General features: G+C 71.6%; 20 protein-coding genes. 8 read left to right on the forward strand and 12 right to left on the reverse strand.

The window, feature by feature from the left end:
• The first annotated feature begins 128 nt into the window (after positions 1-128).
• Positions 129-1,463, forward strand: a complete 1,335-nt coding sequence (locus tag AB0K14_RS02875; RefSeq protein ID WP_360454295.1) for a TIR domain-containing protein — start codon at positions 129-131, stop codon at positions 1,461-1,463.
• On the opposite strand, the gene AB0K14_RS02880 is transcribed toward AB0K14_RS02875, so the two are convergent.
• Positions 1,460-2,260: a (2Fe-2S)-binding protein gene (locus tag AB0K14_RS02880; RefSeq protein WP_360454292.1), complete on the reverse strand. Its 801-nt coding sequence runs from the start codon at positions 2,258-2,260 to the stop codon at positions 1,460-1,462. The two genes, AB0K14_RS02875 and AB0K14_RS02880, sit on opposite strands and share 4 nt — an antisense overlap.
• A gap of 394 nt (positions 2,261-2,654) precedes the next feature.
• On the opposite strand from AB0K14_RS02880, the gene AB0K14_RS02885 reads away from it, so the two are divergent.
• Positions 2,655-5,213 (forward strand): ATP-dependent Clp protease ATP-binding subunit, encoded by a 2,559-nt coding sequence (locus AB0K14_RS02885; protein ID WP_360454289.1) that lies wholly within the window; start codon positions 2,655-2,657, stop codon positions 5,211-5,213.
• Positions 5,214-5,306: 93 nt separating this feature from the next.
• Here the strand turns inward: AB0K14_RS02885 and pcp are convergent, their stop codons facing one another.
• Complete coding sequence (pcp, locus tag AB0K14_RS02890) at positions 5,307-5,939, reverse strand: pyroglutamyl-peptidase I (RefSeq protein WP_360454286.1); 633 nt, start codon at positions 5,937-5,939, stop codon at positions 5,307-5,309.
• An 18-nt stretch (positions 5,940-5,957) separates the two neighbouring features.
• On the opposite strand from pcp, the gene AB0K14_RS02895 reads away from it, so the two are divergent.
• On the forward strand, positions 5,958-6,932 hold the full coding sequence (locus tag AB0K14_RS02895) for an endonuclease/exonuclease/phosphatase family protein (RefSeq protein ID WP_360454283.1): 975 nt from the start codon (positions 5,958-5,960) through the stop codon (positions 6,930-6,932).
• On the opposite strand, the gene AB0K14_RS02900 is transcribed toward AB0K14_RS02895, so the two are convergent.
• The 4 genes from AB0K14_RS02900 to AB0K14_RS02915 are packed head-to-tail and all read right to left on the reverse strand — an operon-like array spanning position 6,904 to position 10,196.
• The gene (locus AB0K14_RS02900) at positions 6,904-7,737 is read right to left on the reverse strand and encodes a Sir2 family NAD-dependent protein deacetylase (RefSeq protein WP_360454280.1); all 834 of its coding nucleotides are present in this window, start codon (positions 7,735-7,737) and stop codon (positions 6,904-6,906) included. The two genes, AB0K14_RS02895 and AB0K14_RS02900, sit on opposite strands and share 29 nt — an antisense overlap.
• 8 nt (positions 7,738-7,745) lie before the next feature.
• Complete coding sequence (locus AB0K14_RS02905; protein ID WP_360454277.1) at positions 7,746-8,054, reverse strand: antibiotic biosynthesis monooxygenase; 309 nt, start codon at positions 8,052-8,054, stop codon at positions 7,746-7,748.
• Positions 8,055-8,063: 9 nt separating this feature from the next.
• Positions 8,064-8,675 carry a CGNR zinc finger domain-containing protein gene (locus AB0K14_RS02910; protein ID WP_360454274.1) on the reverse strand — a complete coding sequence of 204 codons (612 nt, stop codon included), beginning with the start codon at positions 8,673-8,675 and terminating at the stop codon, positions 8,064-8,066.
• A 39-nt stretch (positions 8,676-8,714) separates the two neighbouring features.
• Positions 8,715-10,196, reverse strand: coding sequence for a M1 family metallopeptidase (locus tag AB0K14_RS02915; protein ID WP_360454271.1), 1,482 nt, complete (start codon positions 10,194-10,196; stop codon positions 8,715-8,717).
• Positions 10,197-10,213: 17 nt separating this feature from the next.
• On the opposite strand from AB0K14_RS02915, the gene AB0K14_RS02920 reads away from it, so the two are divergent.
• On the forward strand, positions 10,214-10,960 hold the full coding sequence (locus AB0K14_RS02920) for an alpha/beta hydrolase (RefSeq protein WP_360454268.1): 747 nt from the start codon (positions 10,214-10,216) through the stop codon (positions 10,958-10,960).
• Here AB0K14_RS02920 and AB0K14_RS02925 read toward each other — a convergent pair.
• From AB0K14_RS02925 to AB0K14_RS02935, 3 genes are read right to left on the reverse strand one after another with little or no spacing between them, the layout of a single operon-like run.
• Positions 10,909-11,406, reverse strand: a complete 498-nt coding sequence (locus AB0K14_RS02925) for a 2'-5' RNA ligase family protein (RefSeq protein ID WP_360454266.1) — start codon at positions 11,404-11,406, stop codon at positions 10,909-10,911. The genes AB0K14_RS02920 and AB0K14_RS02925 overlap by 52 nt on opposite strands.
• Before the next feature lies 1 nt (position 11,407).
• The gene (locus tag AB0K14_RS02930) at positions 11,408-12,277 is read right to left on the reverse strand and encodes an A/G-specific adenine glycosylase (protein ID WP_360454263.1); all 870 of its coding nucleotides are present in this window, start codon (positions 12,275-12,277) and stop codon (positions 11,408-11,410) included.
• Positions 12,278-12,321: 44 nt separating this feature from the next.
• Positions 12,322-12,813: a carbonic anhydrase gene (locus AB0K14_RS02935; protein WP_360454260.1), complete on the reverse strand. Its 492-nt coding sequence runs from the start codon at positions 12,811-12,813 to the stop codon at positions 12,322-12,324.
• Positions 12,814-12,953: 140 nt separating this feature from the next.
• Between AB0K14_RS02935 and AB0K14_RS02940 the strand changes: the two genes are divergently transcribed.
• Positions 12,954-13,616, forward strand: coding sequence for a hypothetical protein (locus tag AB0K14_RS02940; RefSeq protein WP_360454257.1), 663 nt, complete (start codon positions 12,954-12,956; stop codon positions 13,614-13,616).
• Positions 13,617-13,640: 24 nt separating this feature from the next.
• Here the strand turns inward: AB0K14_RS02940 and AB0K14_RS02945 are convergent, their stop codons facing one another.
• The 3 genes from AB0K14_RS02945 to AB0K14_RS02955 all read right to left on the reverse strand — a co-directional run bounded on the left by AB0K14_RS02945 (position 13,641) and on the right by AB0K14_RS02955 (position 16,746).
• Entirely contained in the window at positions 13,641-14,234 is a 594-nt protein-coding gene (locus AB0K14_RS02945) for a YdcF family protein (RefSeq protein WP_360454361.1), read from the reverse strand.
• Positions 14,235-14,482: 248 nt separating this feature from the next.
• Positions 14,483-15,586: a LacI family DNA-binding transcriptional regulator gene (locus AB0K14_RS02950; protein ID WP_360454255.1), complete on the reverse strand. Its 1,104-nt coding sequence runs from the start codon at positions 15,584-15,586 to the stop codon at positions 14,483-14,485.
• A gap of 107 nt (positions 15,587-15,693) precedes the next feature.
• The gene (locus AB0K14_RS02955) at positions 15,694-16,746 is read right to left on the reverse strand and encodes a LacI family DNA-binding transcriptional regulator (protein ID WP_364337222.1); all 1,053 of its coding nucleotides are present in this window, start codon (positions 16,744-16,746) and stop codon (positions 15,694-15,696) included.
• 231 nt (positions 16,747-16,977) lie between these two features.
• On the opposite strand from AB0K14_RS02955, the gene AB0K14_RS02960 reads away from it, so the two are divergent.
• The 3 genes from AB0K14_RS02960 (at position 16,978) to AB0K14_RS02970 (ending at position 20,118) form a co-directional block, all read left to right on the forward strand.
• Positions 16,978-18,234 carry an extracellular solute-binding protein gene (locus tag AB0K14_RS02960; RefSeq protein WP_360454249.1) on the forward strand — a complete coding sequence of 419 codons (1,257 nt, stop codon included), beginning with the start codon at positions 16,978-16,980 and terminating at the stop codon, positions 18,232-18,234.
• A 109-nt stretch (positions 18,235-18,343) separates the two neighbouring features.
• Positions 18,344-19,225: a sugar ABC transporter permease gene (locus AB0K14_RS02965; RefSeq protein ID WP_360454358.1), complete on the forward strand. Its 882-nt coding sequence runs from the start codon at positions 18,344-18,346 to the stop codon at positions 19,223-19,225.
• Positions 19,225-20,118: a carbohydrate ABC transporter permease gene (locus AB0K14_RS02970; protein ID WP_360454246.1), complete on the forward strand. Its 894-nt coding sequence runs from the start codon at positions 19,225-19,227 to the stop codon at positions 20,116-20,118. Before AB0K14_RS02965 ends, AB0K14_RS02970 begins: the two co-directional genes overlap by 1 nt.
• Positions 20,119-20,123: the final 5 nt, after the last annotated feature.

Consider the following 20,123-nt stretch of genomic DNA (forward strand, 5'->3'; position numbering starts at 1 on the left):
CCGGAACGCGCGTGTCCTACCTCCAGTACGCGCGTGTCCTACGTCCGGAACGCGCGAGTCCTACGTCCAGGAGCGGTGAGTTCAACGCTCGGGGCGGTCGGCGGGTGCTGCCAGGGGATCATGGGGCGGTGACCGAGGTCTTCATCAGCTACAGCCGCAGGCAGCAGGTCTACGCCCGGGCGTTGGCGGGCCACCTGCGCGAACGCGGCGTGCCGGTGTGGATGGACGACGAGCTGATCAGCGGCGACCGGTGGGAACAGGTCATCAAGGACCGGATCGACGGGTGCGCGGCGCTGGTGGTGGTCATGACGCCGGACGCCGAGGAGTCGGCCTGGGTGCGGCGCGAGCTGTCCCGGGCGCAGGACCGCGGCAAGACGGTGTTCCCGCTGCTGCTGGAGGGCGAGGTGTTCTTCCGGCTGGCGGACGTGCAGGCCGAGGACGTCCGGGGTGGCGCCATGCCCGGCGACCGGTTCGTGCGGGCACTGCTGCGCCTGGTCGGGACACCGGAGGCCGGACCGGTGCTCCGGACAGCGGCTCCGGCGGCGGGCCGCCCGGCGGAGTCACCGGCGGCCCCGGCGGAGTCACCGGCGGCGCCACGCCTGGTGCGGACGCTCGGCCCGGTCGGCACGGGCGGCCGCGTGGCCTCCGTGGCGTTCCGCGCGGACGGGACGCGGCTGCTCGCGGCGCACGGGGCCGGCACGCTCCGGGAGTGGGACGTGGCGACCGGACGGTTGCTCCACGACTGGCGGAACAAGGGTTTCCTCGGCCACGTCGAGTACGCCTTCGACGGCCACCTGGCGATGTTCACCAAGCTGTGGTCGCAGTCGTGGAACCGGGTCGTGCTCTGGGACGCCGCCGCCCGGGTGGTCGCCGACCGGCGTTTCAAGGAGGCGGTCACGGACGTGGCCTGGGACGGCGACACGGGCCGGTGCGTGGTGGTGAGCGGCGGGCACCGGGTCACGGAGTGGTCGGTGCGGGGTGCCGCGGCCGAGTGGCAGGCCGAGCACGGGTCGGTGCACGGCGCCTTCTACCGACCCGACCACGGGTTGTCGCTGTTCTCGACCTCCCCGCACGACCTGGTCGCGTGGGACGCGGCCACCGGGACCGAGTTGCTGCGCTGGGACCAGCCGAACGACTACCTGCGGCACCACGTCGGCCCGACGTGGTTCGCGGCGGTCGGCGACCGCGAGGCGCGGATCTGGTCGTCCGCCGGCGGGCTGGAGCACCGGTGCGCCCTGCCGGAACACCCGCGGTGGCGGTGGTACCGGGTGGACCCGCTGCGCCGGTGGCTCGCGGTGCCCGGTGAGGTCGACGACGAGGTGCACCTGCTCTCGCTCGCCACCGGTGGGCTCCGGCACGTGCTGCGACAGGCCTCGCGGGTGTACCGGCCCGAGTTCTCGCCCGACGGTTCGACCCTCGCCGCGGGTGACGACAAGGGCCGGGTGCACGTCTGGCGGCTCTAGCAGACGCGGGGGCAGGTGCCGCAGGCCTCGGCGTCCGGCAGCACGAAGTGGAAGCAGCAGCTCTCCCGGCGGCGGGTCCAGCCGGTGTCGGTGGCCTTCAGGGTGGACGCCGAGGTGAACGGGTCGAGCTTGGCCGGCAGCAGCAGCGCCGAGTCCATCACGCCCGCCGTCTCGTCGCCGCACAGCTGGCCCACCGTCCACGCCGCGCTGTCCAGCGCGTCCGTGGCCGCCGCCCACAGCATCCGCCGGCCCAGTCGCACGGTCGGGCCGAACGCGCCCACGAACTGCGCGCTGTGCGCCGCGAAACGGGCCCTCAGCAACCCCGCCAGCGCGGTCTCGTCGGCCACCACGGTCGCCGCCGGGTGGTTGCCGGCCGGGTCGTCGGGCAGGCACGCGAAGTCGTCGGTCAGCAACGCCACGCCGACCACGTGCGGCCGGCCGTCGGGCGCGAGCCTGATCGCCACGTCGGCCGGACGCAGGGACGGCACCCGGCGCGCGGTGTGGAACAGCAGCCCGCCCAGCACGCCGACCACGTTGAGGTACCAGCTCATGACGTACCCGGCCGTCGTCCGGTCGGGCGCCTCGCCGTACTGCTCGGTCAGCCACTCCGCCAGCGCCTTGCGCCAGGAGTCGAACCGCTCCGGCTCGCCGAGGAACTCCGAGCAGGGCACCCAGTCGCCCCGGTCGGCCGGCAGGCCGAACCGCACCTCGAAGCCCTCGTACAGCGACACCCTCGCCAAGGACTGCGCGACCGGCGTCATCACGTCGCACGCGGTCGTCCTCACCGGTACGGTCATGTCCAGAAGGTCCTCGTCGGTTCGAATGGGCCGAGTGGTTCGAGCGGGTGCCGAGCGGGTTCGGCGGGTCGAGCGGTGCGGGTTGAGGCTTGCCTAACCTTACCGAGGTTCACCTAACTTGCACGACATCGGTGACCCCGGTCACCCCTGGTGTCGCCGAACGGTTGAATGTTCGCGCTCAGCGGACAACCCCCGTTCCGTGGAATCTGCCTGGCAGATCACGCGTTGGTACCGATGTCAGAGATCCCCGAAGACGGCTGCCTGCGATCGGGAACTGAGAGTGTCGGGGCTGACGACTACAGTGGTCCCACGGTGCCGCGCTCTCCAACGGTCAGCCAGACGGTCGGCCAGGGGTGAGCCCGAGGACCGCCGGCGCAGCAGTCAGGGAGTGCGAATGTTCGAAAGGTTCACCGACCGCGCGAGGCGGGTGGTTGTCCTGGCCCAAGAAGAGGCCCGGATGCTCAACCACAACTACATCGGCACCGAGCACATCCTCCTGGGGTTGATCCACGAGGGTGAAGGTGTCGCGGCCAAGGCGCTGGAGTCGTTGGGGATCGCGCTGGAGGGCGTCCGCCAGCAGGTCGAAGAGATCATCGGCCAGGGTCAGCAGGCCCCGTCCGGCCACATCCCCTTCACCCCGCGCGCCAAGAAGGTGCTCGAGCTGTCACTGCGCGAAGCGCTGCAGCTCGGGCACAACTACATCGGCACGGAGCACATCCTGCTCGGCCTGATCCGCGAGGGCGAGGGCGTCGCCGCGCAGGTGCTGGTCAAGCTCGGCGCGGACCTCAACCGGGTGCGCCAGCAGGTCCTCCAGCTCCTGTCCGGCTACTCCGGCGGCAAGGAGCCGACCGAGTCCGGCGGCCGCGGTGAGGGCACCCCGTCCTCGTCCCTGGTCCTCGACCAGTTCGGGCGCAACCTGACCGCCAGCGCGCGGGAGGGCAAGCTCGACCCGGTCATCGGGCGCACCAAGGAGATCGAGCGGGTCATGCAGGTGCTGTCCCGCCGCACCAAGAACAACCCGGTCCTGATCGGCGAGCCCGGCGTGGGCAAGACCGCCGTGGTCGAGGGCTTGGCCCAGATGGTGGTCAAGGGCGAGGTGCCCGAGACGCTGAAGGACAAGCAGCTCTACACGCTCGACCTGGGTTCGCTGGTGGCGGGCTCGCGCTACCGCGGTGACTTCGAGGAGCGCCTGAAGAAGGTGCTCAAGGAGATCCGCACGCGCGGCGACATCATCCTGTTCATCGACGAGATCCACACCCTCGTGGGCGCCGGTGCGGCCGAGGGCGCGATCGACGCCGCGTCGATCCTCAAGCCCATGCTGGCCCGCGGCGAGCTCCAGACCATCGGCGCGACCACCCTCGACGAGTACCGCAAGTACGTCGAGAAGGACCCCGCCCTGGAGCGCCGGTTCCAGCCGATCCAGGTCGGCGAGCCGTCGCTGGAGCACACGATCGAGATTCTCAAGGGTCTGCGGGACCGGTACGAGGCGCACCACCGCGTCTCCATCACCGACTCCGCGCTGGTCGCCGCCGCCACGCTGGCCGACCGGTACATCAACGACCGGTTCCTGCCGGACAAGGCGATCGACCTCATCGACGAGGCGGGCGCGCGGATGCGCATCCGCCGGATGACCGCGCCGCCGGACCTGCGCGAGTTCGACGAGAAGATCGCCGACGTGCGCCGGGACAAGGAGTCCGCGATCGACGCGCAGGACTTCGAGCGCGCCGCGAAGCTCCGCGACCAGGAGAAGACCCTGCTGGGCCAGAAGGCCGAGCGGGAGAAGCAGTGGAAGGACGGCGACCTCGACGTCGTCGCCGAGGTGGACGACGAGCAGATCGCCGAGGTGCTGGCGAACTGGACCGGCATTCCCGTGTTCAAGCTCACCGAGGAGGAGACCACGCGTCTGCTCCGCATGGAGGACGAGCTGCACAAGCGGATCATCGGCCAGGTCGACGCCGTCAAGGCGGTCAGCCAGGCGATCCGCCGCACGCGGGCGGGTCTGAAGGACCCGAAGCGCCCGTCGGGCTCGTTCATCTTCGCCGGCCCGTCCGGTGTGGGTAAGACCGAGCTGTCGAAGGCGCTGGCGAACTTCCTGTTCGGCGAGGACGACGCCCTGATCCAGATCGACATGGGCGAGTTCCACGACCGGTACACGGCGTCGCGCCTGTTCGGTGCCCCTCCCGGCTACGTCGGCTACGAAGAGGGCGGCCAGCTCACCGAGAAGGTGCGCCGCAAGCCGTTCTCCGTGGTGCTGTTCGACGAGATCGAGAAGGCGCACCAGGAGGTCTACAACACGCTGCTCCAGGTGTTGGAGGACGGCCGCCTGACCGACGGTCAGGGCCGGACGGTGGACTTCAAGAACACCGTCATCATCTTCACGTCCAACCTGGGCACGTCGGACATCAGCAAGGCCGTCGGCCTCGGCTTCACCTCGGGTCAGGACACCGCGTCCAACTACGAGCGCATGAAGAACAAGGTCAACGACGAGCTGAAGAAGCACTTCCGGCCCGAGTTCCTCAACCGCATCGACGACATCATCGTCTTCCACCAGCTCACGCAGGACGAGATCATCAAGATGGTGGACCTGATGATCGCCCGCGTCGAGACGCAGTTGAAGAACAAGGACATGGCGATCGAGCTCACGGATCGCGCGAAGATGCTGCTGGCCAAGCGCGGGTTCGACCCCGTGCTCGGCGCCCGGCCGCTGCGCCGCACGATCCAGCGCGAGATCGAGGACCAGCTGTCGGAGAAGATCCTGTTCGGGGAGATCCAGCCCGGCCAGATCATCATCACCGACGTCGAGGGCTGGGACGGCGAGAAGGAAGCCGACGACAAGGCGCACTTCACCTTCCGCGGCGAGACCAAGCCGCTGCGGGTGCCGGACGCCCCGCCGGTCGACCTCGCGGCCTCCGGTGGCGACCTGGGCGGCGAGTCCGACTCCGAGTCGGCCTGACGCACGACCGACGAGACGCCCCCCGGGTTCGCCCGGGGGGCGTCTCGCGTGTCCGAGGTCGGTGCGTGTCCGAGGTCGGTGCGGGGCCGGGGGTCAGTGCAGGGTGCCGGCGGTGGTGCGCAGGTCGGCGGCCGTGGTGAGGGACGTGCGCACGATCACCTCCAGCGCCCGGGCCGTGGTGGCGACGGGCAGGCTCGGGTGCCGGCCGGTGGAGGCCTGCTCCGGGGCGAACGGCACGTGCACGAACCCGGCGCGCACGCCGGGGTGCTCGGTCGCGACCAGGTGCATGAGGCCGTAGAACACGTGGTTGCAGACGAACGTGCCCGCCGAGTGCGACACCGACGCCGGGATGCCCTCGGCCTCCAGCGCCGCCACGCACGCCTTCACCGGCAGACCGGTGAAGTAGGCCGCGGGCCCGCCGGCGACCACCGGCTCGTCGATGGGCCGCGCGCCCGCGTTGTCCGGGATCCGGGCGTCGTCCAGGTTCACCGCGACGCGCTCCGGCGTGATCCCGACCCGACCGCCGGCCTGGCCCACGCACACGACCACGTCGTAGCGACGGGCGGCGAGGGCCTCGCGCAACGCCGCGAGCGAGTCGCCGAACACGCACGGCAGGCGCAACGTCGTCAGCCGGTAACCGCTCGGTCGCACCGCGTCGACCGCGTCCCACGACGGGTTGGTGTCCGCGCCGTCGAACGGCTCGAAGCCGGTCAGCAATACCTCCACTCGGGCAGACTAGATCCCGTGGTCGACATCGGGGAACGCCGCACCAGGCACCGGGGGATGACGTTCCTGCTGGTGGTGGCCGCCATCGCGTTCCTGCTCGCCGCGCTCACCCGGCTGCTGGGCATCGACGGCACCCGGTACATGGTCGCCACGACCGCCCTCACGCCCTACTTCACCGCGGCCGGGGTGGTGCTGGGCGCGCTCGCGCTGCTGCTGCGGCGTTGGGCGGTCGGCACGGTCACGACGCTGGTCGCGATCGTGCTGGTGGCGGCGGTGGCGCCGCGGGCGTTCCCCGACTCACGGCCGGTGGGCGTCGGGCAGGAGGTCACCGTCATGGCGGCGAACCTGCTGGTCGGCAGGGCCGAGGCGGAGGCCGTCGTGGCGGCGGTCAAGGCGCACGACGTCGACGTGCTGGCGTTGCAGGAGCTGACCCCGGAGATGGTGCGCGACTTCGAGCGCGCGGGACTGGACGACGTGCTGCCCTACCGGCACTTCCTGGACGAGCCGGGCGGCTCCGGGTCCGGCATCGCGTCCCGCTACCCGGTGTTCCCGCGCACGCTGACGCCGCCGAGCACGTTGCGCCAGGCGGCCGCGCTGGTCGACCTGCCGGGTGAGGACGTGGAGGTCGTGTCGGTGCACCCGTTGCCGCCGGTGGTCGAGGCCGGGCCGGAGAGCTGGCAGCGGGACATGGCGGGCCTGCCGAAGCGGGTGCTGGACGGGCCGGTGCGGGTGCTCGCGGGCGACTTCAACGCCACCCTGGACCACGTGGGCCTGCGCCGGCTGCTCAACGGCGGTTACGTCGACGCCGCCGACCAGGTCGGCGCGGGCCTGAACCCCACCTGGCCGTCCGACGGCGTGCTGTGGCCGCCGCCGGTGGCCATCGACCACGTGCTGGTGGACGACCGGTGCCCGGTGGACACCTTCGCCGTGGTCGACGTCCCGGGCTCCGACCACCGGGCCGTCGTCACCCGGTTCGTCGTGCCGGCCCGATGATCGCGTCCAGCGCGGTGATCGCGTCGAGCGCGCCCATCGGCAGCGACACGCCGCGCCCGTGCCGGACCTCCGGCTCCCGCGGGTTGACCCTGATCAGCGCGCCGGACGCGGCGGCGGCCAGTTCGGCCTGACGGCGCACGGTCGGCACGGCGAGGCCGGCGCCGAGTTCGAGCACGACGAGTCCGCGCCGACCCGGAGTCCGCCCCTGATCCCGCCGCCACCGGGCGAGCGCGTCCAACGCCTGCCGCGACGGCCCGTCCACCCACGACCAGTCGCCGAACATGAGGATGTTCGGCCGGGCCAGGCCGCCGCAGTTGCGGCACGCCGGCAGCGGTCCGGTCGCGCGCATCGACTCGGGGTCCACGTCGACCACGACGTCGTCGGCGGGCCACACGTCGTCCGTGCAGGGCTGCACGCACTGGAGGTGGTGGATCGAGCCGTGCACCTCGGCCACGTCGGCGAACCCGGCCCGCTGGAACTGGCCGTCCACGTTCGACGTGAACACCCGCGCGCCCCATTCCCGGAGCACGCGGAAACCGTCGTGCGGCACCGTGCGCCGGTAGAGGTCGAGCCGGTGGCCGTAGAAGCCCCACGCGAGCGCGGGGTCCGCCGCGAAGTGCGCCGGGTCGGCCAGCTCCTCGAACCGCAGCCCCAGCCGCTCGTAGGGCGGGTAGGCCTGCCAGAACCCGGCGGCGCCGCGGAAGTCGGGCAGGCCGGAGTCGACGCCCATCCCGGCACCCGCGCACACCAGCAGCGCGCCGGCGGCCTCGATCAGCTCCGCCGCGCGGTCGAGCGCCTGGTCCACCCCCGGCGTTACTTCTTCGCCTCGGAGCTGAGCACGACCTCGAACTCCAGCAGGTCCGACCCCGTGCCCACCGGCCTGGCCCGCTCGCCCGAGTGCGCCTCCTTGGCCCGGCCGCCCATCCAGTTCTGGAAGTCCTCCTCGGTCTCCCACTGGGTCACCACGAAGTACCGGTCGTCGCCCTTGACCGGCCGCAGGAGCTGGAAGCCGAGGAAACCGGGTTCGGAGTCGACCGCGCCGAGCCGTGCGGCGAACCGCTTCTCCAACTCCGGGCCCGAGCCGTCGGGCACGTGGATCGCATTGATCTTCACAACCGCCATGCCCCGACGTTACTGCGCCCCGGCCGGTTCCGTCTCGTGACGGGCGCGGTGGGCGCGGACCTTGTGCCGGTTGCCGCAGCGCTCCATCGAGCACCAGCGGCGGTTGCCGGACCGCGAGGTGTCCAGGAACAGCAGCTCGCAGGTCGACGACGAGCACTCGCGCACACCGCCCCGGGCCACCAGCTCGACCGCGTCACGGGCCGCCGCGCCGAGCACCTGGGTGCCGGTGATGGGCACCGCCCACGCCAGCGCGCGCGTCCGGGCGTCGAGCACCGGCCGGGGCGTCTCGGCGGTGGCCGCGTTGAGCACGTCCAGGTCGGCCGGCGCGATCCCGGTGTCCCGGGCCATGGCCTGGGCGACCCGCCAGAACGCGTCGCGCAGCTCCTTCACCGCGGCCAGCTCGGCTTCGGTGACGCGCACGTCGGCCGGGGTGAACGGCGCGGTCGCGGCGAGGCGCGAGGAGGCCAGCCAGTGCGCCAGGTCGTCCGGCGCGTGCAGCACCTCGTACCGCCGGTACTCACCCGGACCGCCGCTGACCAGCAGCTCCAGCGCGAAGCTGCCGGGGTCGAAGCGGAACCGCTGCCCGTCGTGGCCGGTCAGCGTCCTCGTCCACGTCGTCACGTAACCACTGTAGTGGGTTTCGCTAACCGGCTGAGCCGGTTACCGGCGCAGCGTGCCCGGGTACAGGTGGTCGTCGGCGGGCACCTCGTCGCCCCGGAACCACGCGCCGAAGAAGCCGTCCAGGTCCTGCCCCGACACCTGCTCCACGTGCGCCTCGAACTCCGGCCACGACGCGTTGCCGTCCCGGTTCGCGGACGTCCAGCCCTTGAGCACGCGGTCGAACGCCTCGTCGCCGACCTGGCGGCGCAACGCGTGCAGCGCGAGCTGGCCCTTGTCGTAGACGCCGCGGAACTCGTTGCCCCGGCCCATGTCGTAGAGCTTGCGGCCCCAGTACGTCTCGCGGTCGCCGACCCGCTCGACCTCGGCGAGGTACCGGGCGTCCAGGTCGGCGTCGTCCTTCGCCTCGGCCCACAGCCACTGGGCGTAGGAGGCGAAGCACTCGTTCAGGCAGATGTCGGCCCAGTTCTCCAGGCTGACCGAGTCGCCGAACCACTGGTGCGCGTTCTCGTGCACCACGGTGTCGAGGTCGGCCCACCCGGCGTAGACGGGCCGGGTCTGGGTCTCCAGGGAGAAGCCGATGTTGTCGGCCAGGAAGATCCCGCCCGCCGACGAGAACGGGTAGGGCCCGAACTTCTCCGCCAGGAACGCGAGCACCTCGGGCAGCCGCTGCTGGTGCACGCGGCCGTTCTGCGCGCCGGGCGCGTAGGCGTCCACCACGGGCGTGCCGTCGGGCAGCGTGGACCGCTCGACGGTCCACCTGTCGATCGCGATGGTGGTCAGGTAGGTGGCCATCGGCTGCTCGGCGACCCAGCGGAACGACGTCCAGCCGTCGGCGGTGGTCGAGCCCCGCTCGACGCCGTTGGAGATCACCGACCAGCCCTCGGGCACGCGGGCGGTCAGCGCGAACGACGCCTTGTCGCGCGGGGTGTCGTTGGCCGGGAACCAGGTGGTCGCCGAGTGCGGCTCGCCCGCCGCGAACGCGCCGCCGGACGAGGAGACCTGCCAGCCGCTGCGGCCCAGCGCGCGGTCCTCGAACAGAGTCGGCTCGCCGCCGTACCGGACGGTGGTGGTGAACTCCTCGCCGCTCGCCAGGGAGGAGGCGGGCGTGACGACCAGCTCGTGGTCGCCCTCCTGGCGGAACTCGGCCGCCTGCTCGCGCACGTCCACGCCGGTCACCTTGAGGGCGTACAGGTCGAGGTTGAACCGGGCCAGGTCGGCGGTCGCCCTGGCGGTGATGCGGGCGACCCCGTCCAGCCGCCTGGTCGCCGGGTCGTAGGTGACCGACACGTCGTAGCCGCTGACGTCGTAGCCGGTGTTGCCGTCCTGCGGGTAGTACGCGTCGCCCGCGCCGTCGCCGCCCTCGGCGTCCACCATCGGGGGAGTGCTCGCCGCCGCCGACGCCGACGCCGCGGCCGGCTGGTCCGCCCGGTCCCGGGGCAGCTTCGCCACCACGATCCCGGCCACCACCAGCACCACGACGACGAGGATCAGGTACGGGCGCGCCTTGGAGCTGATGGCCATGCCGACATGATGCACGCATGAGCGTTGCGGAGTTCGGGGGATCGGGGCAGGGCATCCTGCTGCTCCACGGCCTGATGAGCCGGGCGAGCACGTGGTGGACGGTGGCGCAGTGGCTCAAGTCCTACGGGCGGGTGGTGGCGCCGGACGCGCGGGGGCACGGCCGCAACCCCGTGCGGGGACCGTTCCGGACCGAGGACTTCGTCGCCGACGCGGTCGGGGTGATCGAGCGGTACGACCTCGCGCCCGCCGTGGTGATCGGGCACTCCATGGGCGGGCTGCACGCCTGGGCGCTCGCCGCGACCCGGCCCGACCTGGTGCGCGCGGTCGTGGTGGAGGACGTGGTGCCGGACAACCGCGGTCGCACGGTCGACGAGTGGCGGTGGTACTTCGACACGTGGCCGCCCGCGTTCGAGTCCCTGGCGCACGTGCGGACGGTCGTGGACGTGCCGCGGGTGGAGGAGATGTTCGAGGAGCGCGAGGACGGTTGGCACCTCATCGCCCACCTGTCCGACCTGTACGAGATCGCCACCGAGTGGGGCGAGCGGGCGTACTGGGACTACGTGGACGCCATCCGGTGCCCGATGCTGGTCGTCGAGGCCGGGTTGGGCGGGCTGCGCGCGGGGCAGATGGCCGAGGTGGCGCGGCGCGCCGGTGCGACGCACGTGGTCGTGCCCGAGTCCGGGCACGTCGTGCACGACCAGGCGCCGGAGGTCTACCGGGGCGCGGTGGAGGCGTTCCTGAGCGGGTCGATCCCGCCGGACTGAGTGTCCACGATCGCCATCTCGCGGGTCTTCGCGCGGATCGGCGTGATCGGGTGCAGCTCGGCGAAGGCGGCCCTGACGTCGGCCTCCTCGCCGTCGACCAGCGTGCAGTGCGGCACCCAGTTGCCCGGCAGGTGCTGGGCGTTGGGGTGCTTCACCCGGCCCGCGAGCACGTCGTGCACGGCCGAGTGCACGGCCAGCAGCTCGCCGTCCACGACCGCGCCGAGCTGGAGGCGGTTCTCCGTGGCGCTGAGGGTGTGCAGCCACACGTCGGGCAGCCACAGCCGGGACAGGTCCTCGCGCAGCTCGGCGCGCACCTTCGGGCCGATCGTGCCCGCCGCCGCGTAGGTCAGGTGCGGCGGCAGCTCGAACCTCGCGCCGATCCGCCGCCACAGGGCCCGCACCGCCTGGTCGGCCTCGGCGTCGAAGAACACCACCAGCGCGTGCACGTCAGTGCTCCCCGGGCAGCGCGAACAGGCCCTCGCGGGTCTGCTCGACCAGGCCGTCGACGAGCAGCGAGTGCAGGCACCGGTCCCGCTGGCCCGCGTCCGACCAGACCAGGTCGAGCCGGGACTTGGCGACGGGTTCGCTGGTGCCGCGCAGCACGTCCAGCAGCAGGCCGCGCACCTGCCGGTCGGTGCCCGCGAACCGCTGCACCACCTTGGCCGGGCCGTCGTAGGCGGGACGACCGTTGCGCTGCCACGCGCAGGCGTCGAACACCGGGCAGTCGGCGCACTTCGGCGCGCGGGCCGTGCAGACGAGCGCGCCCAGCTCCATCAGCGCGGCCGAGTAGACGGCGGCGTGCTCGTCGGGCAGGAGGACTTCGACGTCCCTCATGTCCTTGGTGGTGGACGGCGGTCCCGCGTCACCCGCGCCGTGCACGGCCCGCGCCACCACCCGGCGGACGTTCGTGTCGACCACCGGGCACTTCTGCCCGTAGGCGAAGGCCGCGACCGCCCGTGCCGTGTACGCGCCGATGCCCGGCAGGGCGAGGAGCGTGTCCACGTCGCTCGGGACGACGTCGTCGTGCTGCTCGGCGATGGCCTGCGCGGCGGCGTGCAGCCGGAGGGCGCGGCGCGGGTAGCCGAGCTTGCCCCAGGCGCGGAGCACCTCGCCCTGGGTCGCCTTCGCCATCGCCGACGGGGTCGGCCACCGGGCCAGCCACTCGTGCCAGATCGGCTCGACCCGGGCCACCGGGGTCTGCTGCAGCATGATCTCGCTGACCAGCACGCCCCAGGCGGTGCACTCCGGCCGTCGCCAGGGCAGGTCGCGGGCGGTGTCGGCGAACCAGTCGAGGAGGAGCTCGGCGTCCAGGCTCATAGCGCCGCACAGTCTTCCACGACCGGTCCGCCGGCCACCGCCGGTCAGACGACTTCGGTGAGCTCGCCCGTGTGCACGTCGTAGACGAAGCCGCGCACGTTGTCGCGGTGCGGCAGGAAGGCGCTGCGCCGGACCCGGTTCATCGAGCCGCGCACGCTGTCCTTGACCTCGCGGAACGCCTCGACCGACCACGTCGGGCGCAGGCCGGAGTCCCGTTCGAGCTCGTCCTTGAAGTCGTCCTCGGTGACCAGCTGGAGGCCGCAGTTGGTGTGGTGCACCAAGAGCACCTCGCGGGTGCCCAGCTTGCGCTGGCTCAACGCCAGGGAGCGGATCATGTCGTCGGTGACGACGCCGCCCGCGTTGCGCAGCACGTGCGCCTCACCCTGCTTGAGGCCGAAGATCTCGAACACCCTGATCCGGGAGTCCATGCAGGTCAGGATCGCCACCTGCATCGAAGGGCGCGGCGACGATCGGTCGCCGGGCACGATGTTGCCCAGTTCGGCGTTGCGGTGGAGCAGCTCGTCGATCGCGGTCATCGCACACCTCCCGTGTTTCCCCCGGATTGGAACCCGAGTCCCGGATGCCGGCAAGCGGATCGCGGCGAACCTCACGTCCACCCCATCGGGTGACCGACGCCTACGGGGGTATTCCAGGTGGGCGGGCTACCTTCGAGCGCGTGATCGACTCCACGGGCCCGCGGCCGCGGTCGGTGTACTGGCGGCGTCGTGCGCTGGCCGTCACCGGGTCCGCGGTCGCGCTGGTCCTCGTGGTCTGGCTGGTCGGCGCGCTGATCGGGCACGGCGACCCGGCGCCGGTGGCGGCGCAGCCCTCGTCCAGCCCGCCCGAGCCGGCGCGGACACCGGTGGTCACGTCGTCGTCCTCGACCACGCCGCCTCCACCGCCCGCTCCCGTCGAGCCGCCGAAGCCGACCTTGCCACCGGGTCCGCCGCCGCCGTGCGACGACGCCCAGGTGGCCGTGGCGGCGGAGGTCGACCCGGTGGAAACGCCCGCCGGCCGGCCCGTGCGGTTCACCATCGTGGTGTCCAACACCGGCCCGCTGCCGTGCGCCAAGGAGATCGGCCGCCGGGTGCGGGAACTGGTCGTCACGAGCGCGGACGGCGTGACGCGGCTGTGGTCGAGCAACGACTGCTTCGTCACGGAGGGCTCGGAGGTGCGCGTGATGCAGCCGGGGGAGCGGTTCACCTACGGCCTCCAGTGGACGGGCGGCACGTCGGAACCGGGCTGCCGCGAGCACGGCAGGCTGGGCGCGGGCGACTACCTGCTCACCGCGCTGGTGGCGGGCAAGGCGGGCAACCCCGTCATCTTCCGCGTGACGTGACCCGGCGCGCGGGCCTGCCCGGCGTCAGCGCAGCAGACGGCTGTCGAAGCCCTCGGCGACGAGGCGGTCGTAGGCAGAGCGCACCTCGGCCGGGACTTCCTGCCTGATCGCGAAGCCCCGTTCCGGGTAGACCATGACGCGCTGCAAGTCGCCCACGAGCATGTCGACGACGAGCCGCGCGTCGCCGATGGAGCGGACGTAGCCGTCGAACGCCAGGGGTTCCGAGGCGCAGGTGATGTCGACCTCCGGCCACAGCCGGCGGCAGGTGGCGAACGCGCGGCGTTGCGAGTACGGCTTCGAGATCAGCAGCACGGAGCCGGGCTGGTGGCCGTGCCGGGCCAGGAGCTCCCGGGACAGGACGACGTTCTGGCCCGTGTTGGCCGCCCGCGGCTCCACCAGGATCGCGCTGTCCGGCACGCCGAGGCTCATGGCGTGCTCGCGGTAGTGGACGGCCTCACCGCGGGGGAAGCGCTCGGCGGTGGTCGGGCTGTTGCCGCCGCTGAACACGACGAGGGGGAACAACCCGACCCGGAACAGCTCGGCCGAGAAGGTCGCCACCCCGAGGTCGTGGCTGCCGAGCCCGATGGCCACGTCGCACGGTCGCGGCTCGTGGCCCATCCGGTGGTAGTGCCAGATGGCCTCGGCGTCACGCCACTGCTGCTCGGTGACGTCCGCTGATCGCGGCACGGCTTCACCTCGCTTCGGACGGCTCGGAGCGTGCCCGGACCGGCCGGCGGGCGGACGAACGGAATTGTCGTACCCCGCCGGCAGAATAAAAGCAGGGGTCCCCTGGGCGGGGACCCCTGCTGAGCGTTCGAGAGCGGTGGGGTGAGGTCCGGCTGGTGGCAGTCAGGCCGGACCGCGGGTCACGGGCCGAACCAGCGTTCCTCCGCCGTGCCGCGCGGTGAGGCGGCGGTGGTGCCCAGGACCAGTTCGGTGGACAGGGTGACCGCCCGGGGGCGGGTGCGTTCGGCCGAGTCGAGCAGCAGCTTGCCCGCCGCGCGGCCCTTCTCCAGGACCGGCTGGCGGACCGTGGTGAGGCCGGCCGCCTCGGCCTCGCGGATGCCGTCGAAGCCGGTGACGGTGATGTCGGTCGGCACGCGCAGACCCCGCCGCTGGACCTCGCCGAGCGCGCCGAGGGCCAGTATGTCCGACGTGCAGATCAGCGCGGTGATCTGCGGGTCGCGCTCCAGCACCTGCGCCGCCGCCGACGCGCCGGACGCCATGGTGTGGTCGAACCGCTCCGCGACCGGCACCGTGGCCCAGTCCACGCCGACCGACGCGAACGCCTGCGCCAGCCCGGCCAACCGGGCCCGCTGCACGTGGAAGTGCGCCGCCTGCTGCCGTTCCGGCGTCACGAAGTCGTCGTTGCGGTCACGGGCCAGCCGCATGCACACCACGCCGACCCGCCGGTGCCCCAGCGAGATCAGGTGCTGCGCCAACGCATGCATGGCCGCTTGGTCGTCGATGCCGACGCGGTCGACGTTGCCGAGGTCGGGCTGGTCGCACACGACGGTCGGCACGGGTCGCTCCAGCACCGCCGCCAGGTGCGGGTCGTCGTCGGGCACCGAGTACACGACGAAACCGTCCACACCGGCCCGGTGCACGGCCGCCACGTCCTCGCGCTCGGGGTTCGCCGGCACGAGCAGCAGCCCGGTCCCGGCGTCCTCGCAGGCGAGCGCCAACCCCTCCAGGAACCCGATCGCCGCCGGATCGCGGAACGCGTAGGACAGGTTCTCGGTGAGCAGCAGGCCCACCGCACCGGCCTTCCTGGTCCGCAGTGAACGGGCCACCGGGTCGGGCCCCGGGTACCCGAGTCGTCTCGCTGTCTCCAACACCCGGCGTCGCAGCTCTGGCGAGAGCTGGTCGGGACGGTTGTACGCGTTGGACACCGTTGTCCGGGAAACACCCAGCTCCGCCGCCAGTGAGGCGAGCGTCGCGGGGCGTCGCACATGCATCGACCGCGCCATGAAGTGACCGTAACGGTTCAGAACCAATTACAGAAGTGGGGGTGACCGGCGTCCCTTCACAATCTCATCAGTGCAGTTGGGATGGGGTTACCTCAGAGTACAATGGTCTAAACCAATGAGGGTCTCGCGGACGACTCGCGCACCACCAACCGGGGTCGGAAAACGCGCGTGTAGTTGCCCGCCGGACGCCTGCGCCGATCCGGGTCGAGCCGGTGCACCAACTCGTCCACGGCCGCCGCCGCCATCTCCTCGATCGGCTGCGCCAGCGTGGTCAACGACGGCGAGCAGTACGACGCCAGCGGGATGTCGTCGAACCCCACCACCGACAGGTCGCGCGGCACGGTCAGCCCGCGCCGGTGCGCCTCCCGCAGCACGCCGATCGCCATGTGGTCGGACGAGCAGATCACCGCCGTCGGCCGCACGGTGTCCAGCAACGCCGACACCGCCTCGGCCCCGCCCTCGGGCCCGAACGGCGCGTGCGCCACGAAGTCCGACGTCGCGGGCAGCCCGTCCTCCTCCATCGCCGCCGCCCACCCGGCCCGCTTGAGCCGCGACGGCAACGACCGCGCCGGCCCCGAGACGAACCCGATCCGCCGGTGCCCCAGCTCCACCAGGTGCCTGGTCGCGGCGTACCCGGCGTGCTGCTCGTCCACCGTCACGTCCGGCACGTCCAACGACGGCGTGGCCCCGTTGACGAACACCATGTGCACGCCGTCGGCCAGCAGCTTCGCGTAGTACGACGGCCGCGGCGCCTGGCCGAGCGGCACCTCGACGTTGGTGATCTCCGGCGACACGAACACCATGCCCTCGACGCCGCGCGCGAGGAGCATCCGCACGTACTCCTCCTCGCCCATCGCCCCCGCGCCGGTCGCACGCGTGTTGCACAGCAGCGAGGAGTACCCCAGCCGCGCGGCGCGCACCTCCAGCGCCTCGGCGAACGCCGGGAACACCGGGTTCGACAGCTCCGGCACGAGCAGCCCGATCACGCCGGTCCGCTGCAGGGCGCCCAACCCGCGCGGGGTGTAAGGCATTTCCGCAAGCACCGCGAGCACGCGCTGGCGCGTCTCGTCGTTCACGCCCGCCCGGCGGTTGAGCACCCGGCTGACCGTGGAGATGCTCACCCCGGCTGCCCTGGCGATCTCGGACAGACCGGACACCATGCCTCCTCGCTGACTCGTGCGTGACCTCGGGTGCCGTGCAGCCTGCCGTCAGCGGCAAAATTTTGCAACGCCCACCGTGGTTTCCACCACCCGCGCAGCGCCGTTACGGCTTGGTTACGTCAAGACCCTTGACCCGGCCCTGGTCGGCGGGATGAAATCCGCGTCAACAATTTCGCAAGTTCTTGCAAGAGCCTTCATCACGGTGGAGGCGCAGGAGGGACGACAGCAACGATGCGACGTACCACCCTCGTGACCGCAGTGGCGGCAGTCGGCGCCCTCGTCCTCACCGCGTGCGGTGGTGGCGACGGCGGATCGGCGTCCGGCGACTCCGGTGAGATCACCTTCTGGGACACCAGCGGCCCGAACGAGAGCCCGGTGTTCACCGCGATCGCGCAGGAGTGCGCGACCAAGGGCGGCTACAAGGTCAAGACCGAGACGGTCGCCTTCGACCAGGCCCTCAACAACTACCGGACCGCCGCGCAGGGCGGTCAGGGCCCGGACGTCTTCCGAGCCGAGGTCGCGTGGGTGTCGCAGCTGGCCAAGCTCGGCTACGTCGTCGACCTGACCGGCACGGAGCTGGCGAGCGACACGTCCGACTTCCTGGAGACCCCGCTCGGCTCCACCAAGTACGACGGCAAGACCTACGGCGTGCCCCAGGTGACCGACTCGCTGGCGCTGTTCTACAACAAGAAGACGCTGGCCGACGCCGGTGTCGAGCCGCCGAAGACGTGGGACGAGGTCAAGACCGCCGCGGCCAAGCTCGGCGGCGAGAAGACGATCTTCATCAACAACGACGCGTACTACGCGCTGCCGTTCATCTACGGCGCGGGCGGCGACCTGGTCGACGCCGACGCGAAGAAGATCGTGGTCAACTCCGCGGACAACGTGAAGGCGCTGGAGACCGCCAAGGGCCTGCTGGACGCCAAGGCCGCGTCCACCGCGCTGGACCCGGCGAACTCCTACAACAACATGCAGGCGGCGTTCACCTCCGGCGAGGTCGCCATGGTGATCAACGGCCCGTGGTCGGTCGCCGACTACCTCAAGGGCGCCACGTTCACCGACCCCGCCAACCTGGGCATCGCGCCCGTCCCCGGTGACACCGCGGGCAAGGGTTCCGCGCCGGTCGGCGGCCACGACTACGTGATCCGCCAGGGCACCAAGGCCAAGGACTCGTCGGTCAAGTTCATCGCCTGCATGAGCAGCACCGAGTCGCAGGTGCGCGTCGCCAAGGAGCTGGGCCTGCTGCCCACCCGCAAGTCGGCCTACGAGAACGCCGACGTGAAGTCCCACGCGGTCGTCTCCGCGTTCGAGCCGGTCGCCACCGCCGCCCACCCGCGCGCGTGGATCCCGGAGGGCGGCCAGCTGTTCGACCCGCTGAAGATCGCCTACGCCGACGTGCTGGCGGGCAAGAAGGACGCCAAGACGGCGCTGGACGAGGTCGCCAAGGCCTACAAGGACACCGTCGTCCCCGAGTACACCGTCGGCTGACCACACACCTCGCGGCGCCCGGCTCCACCCCTCGGAGCCGGGCGTCGCGGGCAGGCGAAGGGAGACTTCGGTGCGCAGGTTCCTGGACCGGCACTGGTACGCGTACGCGATGGTGCTGCCGGTCGTGCTGGTCATCGCGGTGTTGGTGCTGTTCCCGCTCGCCCAGGGCGTGTTCTTCACCTTCACCGACATCAACGAGGGCAACATCGCCAACCCGATCCTGGACCGGCCGGCGACCTACGTCTCCGTGGGCCTCGACAACTACCTGAACGTGCTGTCCGGCGACGCCAGCTACGGCGCGTTCTGGTCGACGCTGGTCCGCACGCTGATCTGGACGTTCGGCTGCGTCTTCTTCCACTACACGATCGGCCTGGGCCTGGCGCTGCTGCTCAACCGGGAGGTGCGCGGCCGGGCGGTTTACCGGGTGCTGCTGATCCTGCCGTGGGCGGTGCCCGCGTTCATCAGCGCGTTCGCGTGGAAGTACATGTTCAACGCGCAGTACGGGATCATCAACCAGTTCCTGCGCTTCCTCGGCCTGGACGACCCTCCGGTGTGGCTGGGCCAGTCGGACTGGGCGCTGGTCGCGGTGATCATCGTCAACGTGTGGCTCGGCGTGCCGTTCATGATGGTGGCGCTGCTCGGCGGTCTCCAGTCGATCCCCGGCGACCTCTACGAGGCCGCGGAGGTCGACGGCGCGACCGCGTGGCAGCGGTTCCGCAACGTGACGCTGCCCGGCCTGCGGTCGGTGTCCGGCACGGTGGTGCTGCTGGGCATCATCTGGACGTTCAACATGTTCGCGATCATCTACCTGATCACCGGGCCGAACCCGAACACCCGGATCCTGGTGACCTACGCGTTCGAGCGGTTCTTCTCCGCCGCGTCCCGCGACTTCGCGGTGGCGTCGACCTACGGCGTGCTGATCCTGTCCGTGCTGCTCGTGTTCGCGGGCGTGTACCGGCGCGCGCTGCGCAAGCAAGGCGAGGTGTGGTGATGACGGTCGAAGCCGCGTCGTTGAAGGCGGTCCCGCAGGCCCGCGTGCGCTCGCGCTCGCGACGGTCGCCGCTGGCCGGCGCCGGGCTGCACGGCGCGCTGGTCGTGGCGTCGCTGGTCGCGGTGTTCCCGGTGTTCTGGGTGCTGGTGACGTCGTTCAAGCCGGACGCCAAGGCCGTGGAGACCACGCCGAAGCTGGTCAACGACTCCAGCCTGGACAACTACGGGCGGATCCTGGCCGGCGAGAAGGGCGACTTCCTGGCCTGGTTCGGCAACTCGGTGCTGATCGCGCTGATGACCACGGTGCTGGCGGTGTTCCTGTCGGCGACCGCCGGGTACGCGGCGTCGCGGTTCCGGTTCCCGGGCAAGCGGTCGCTGATGCTGTCGTTCCTGGTCGTGCAGATGTTCCCGTTCGCGGTGCTGATCGTGCCGCTGTACAACATCCTGCTCGACCTGGGGTTGCAGGGCACGTCGCTCGGCCTGGTGCTGGTGTACTGCACGACCGCGGTGCCGTTCTGCACGTACATGCTGAAGGGGTACTTCGACACCATCCCCACCGACATCGACGAGGCGGGACGGGTGGACGGCCTGTCGCCGTTCGGCGTGTTCTGGCGGCTGGTGCTGCCGCTGGCCCGGCCCGGCCTGGCCGTGACCGCGTTCTACGCGTTCCTGACGGCGTGGGGCGAGGTGGCGTTCGCGTCGGCGTTCCTGTCGGCGGCGGACGAGTCGAAGACGCTGGCCGTGGGGTTGCAGGTGTTCGTGCAGCAGAACCGGACCGAGTGGGGCCACCTGGCGGCGGCCTCGATCCTGGTCGCGATCCCCGCGGTCGTCGTGTTCTACCTGGTGCAGAAGTTCCTGGTGACGGGCCTGTCGTCGGGCGCGGTGAAGGGCTGAACCGG

The sequence above is a fragment of the Actinosynnema sp. NPDC050801 genome, from assembly GCF_040673975.1.
GTDB lineage: Bacteria > Actinomycetota > Actinomycetes > Mycobacteriales > Pseudonocardiaceae > Actinosynnema.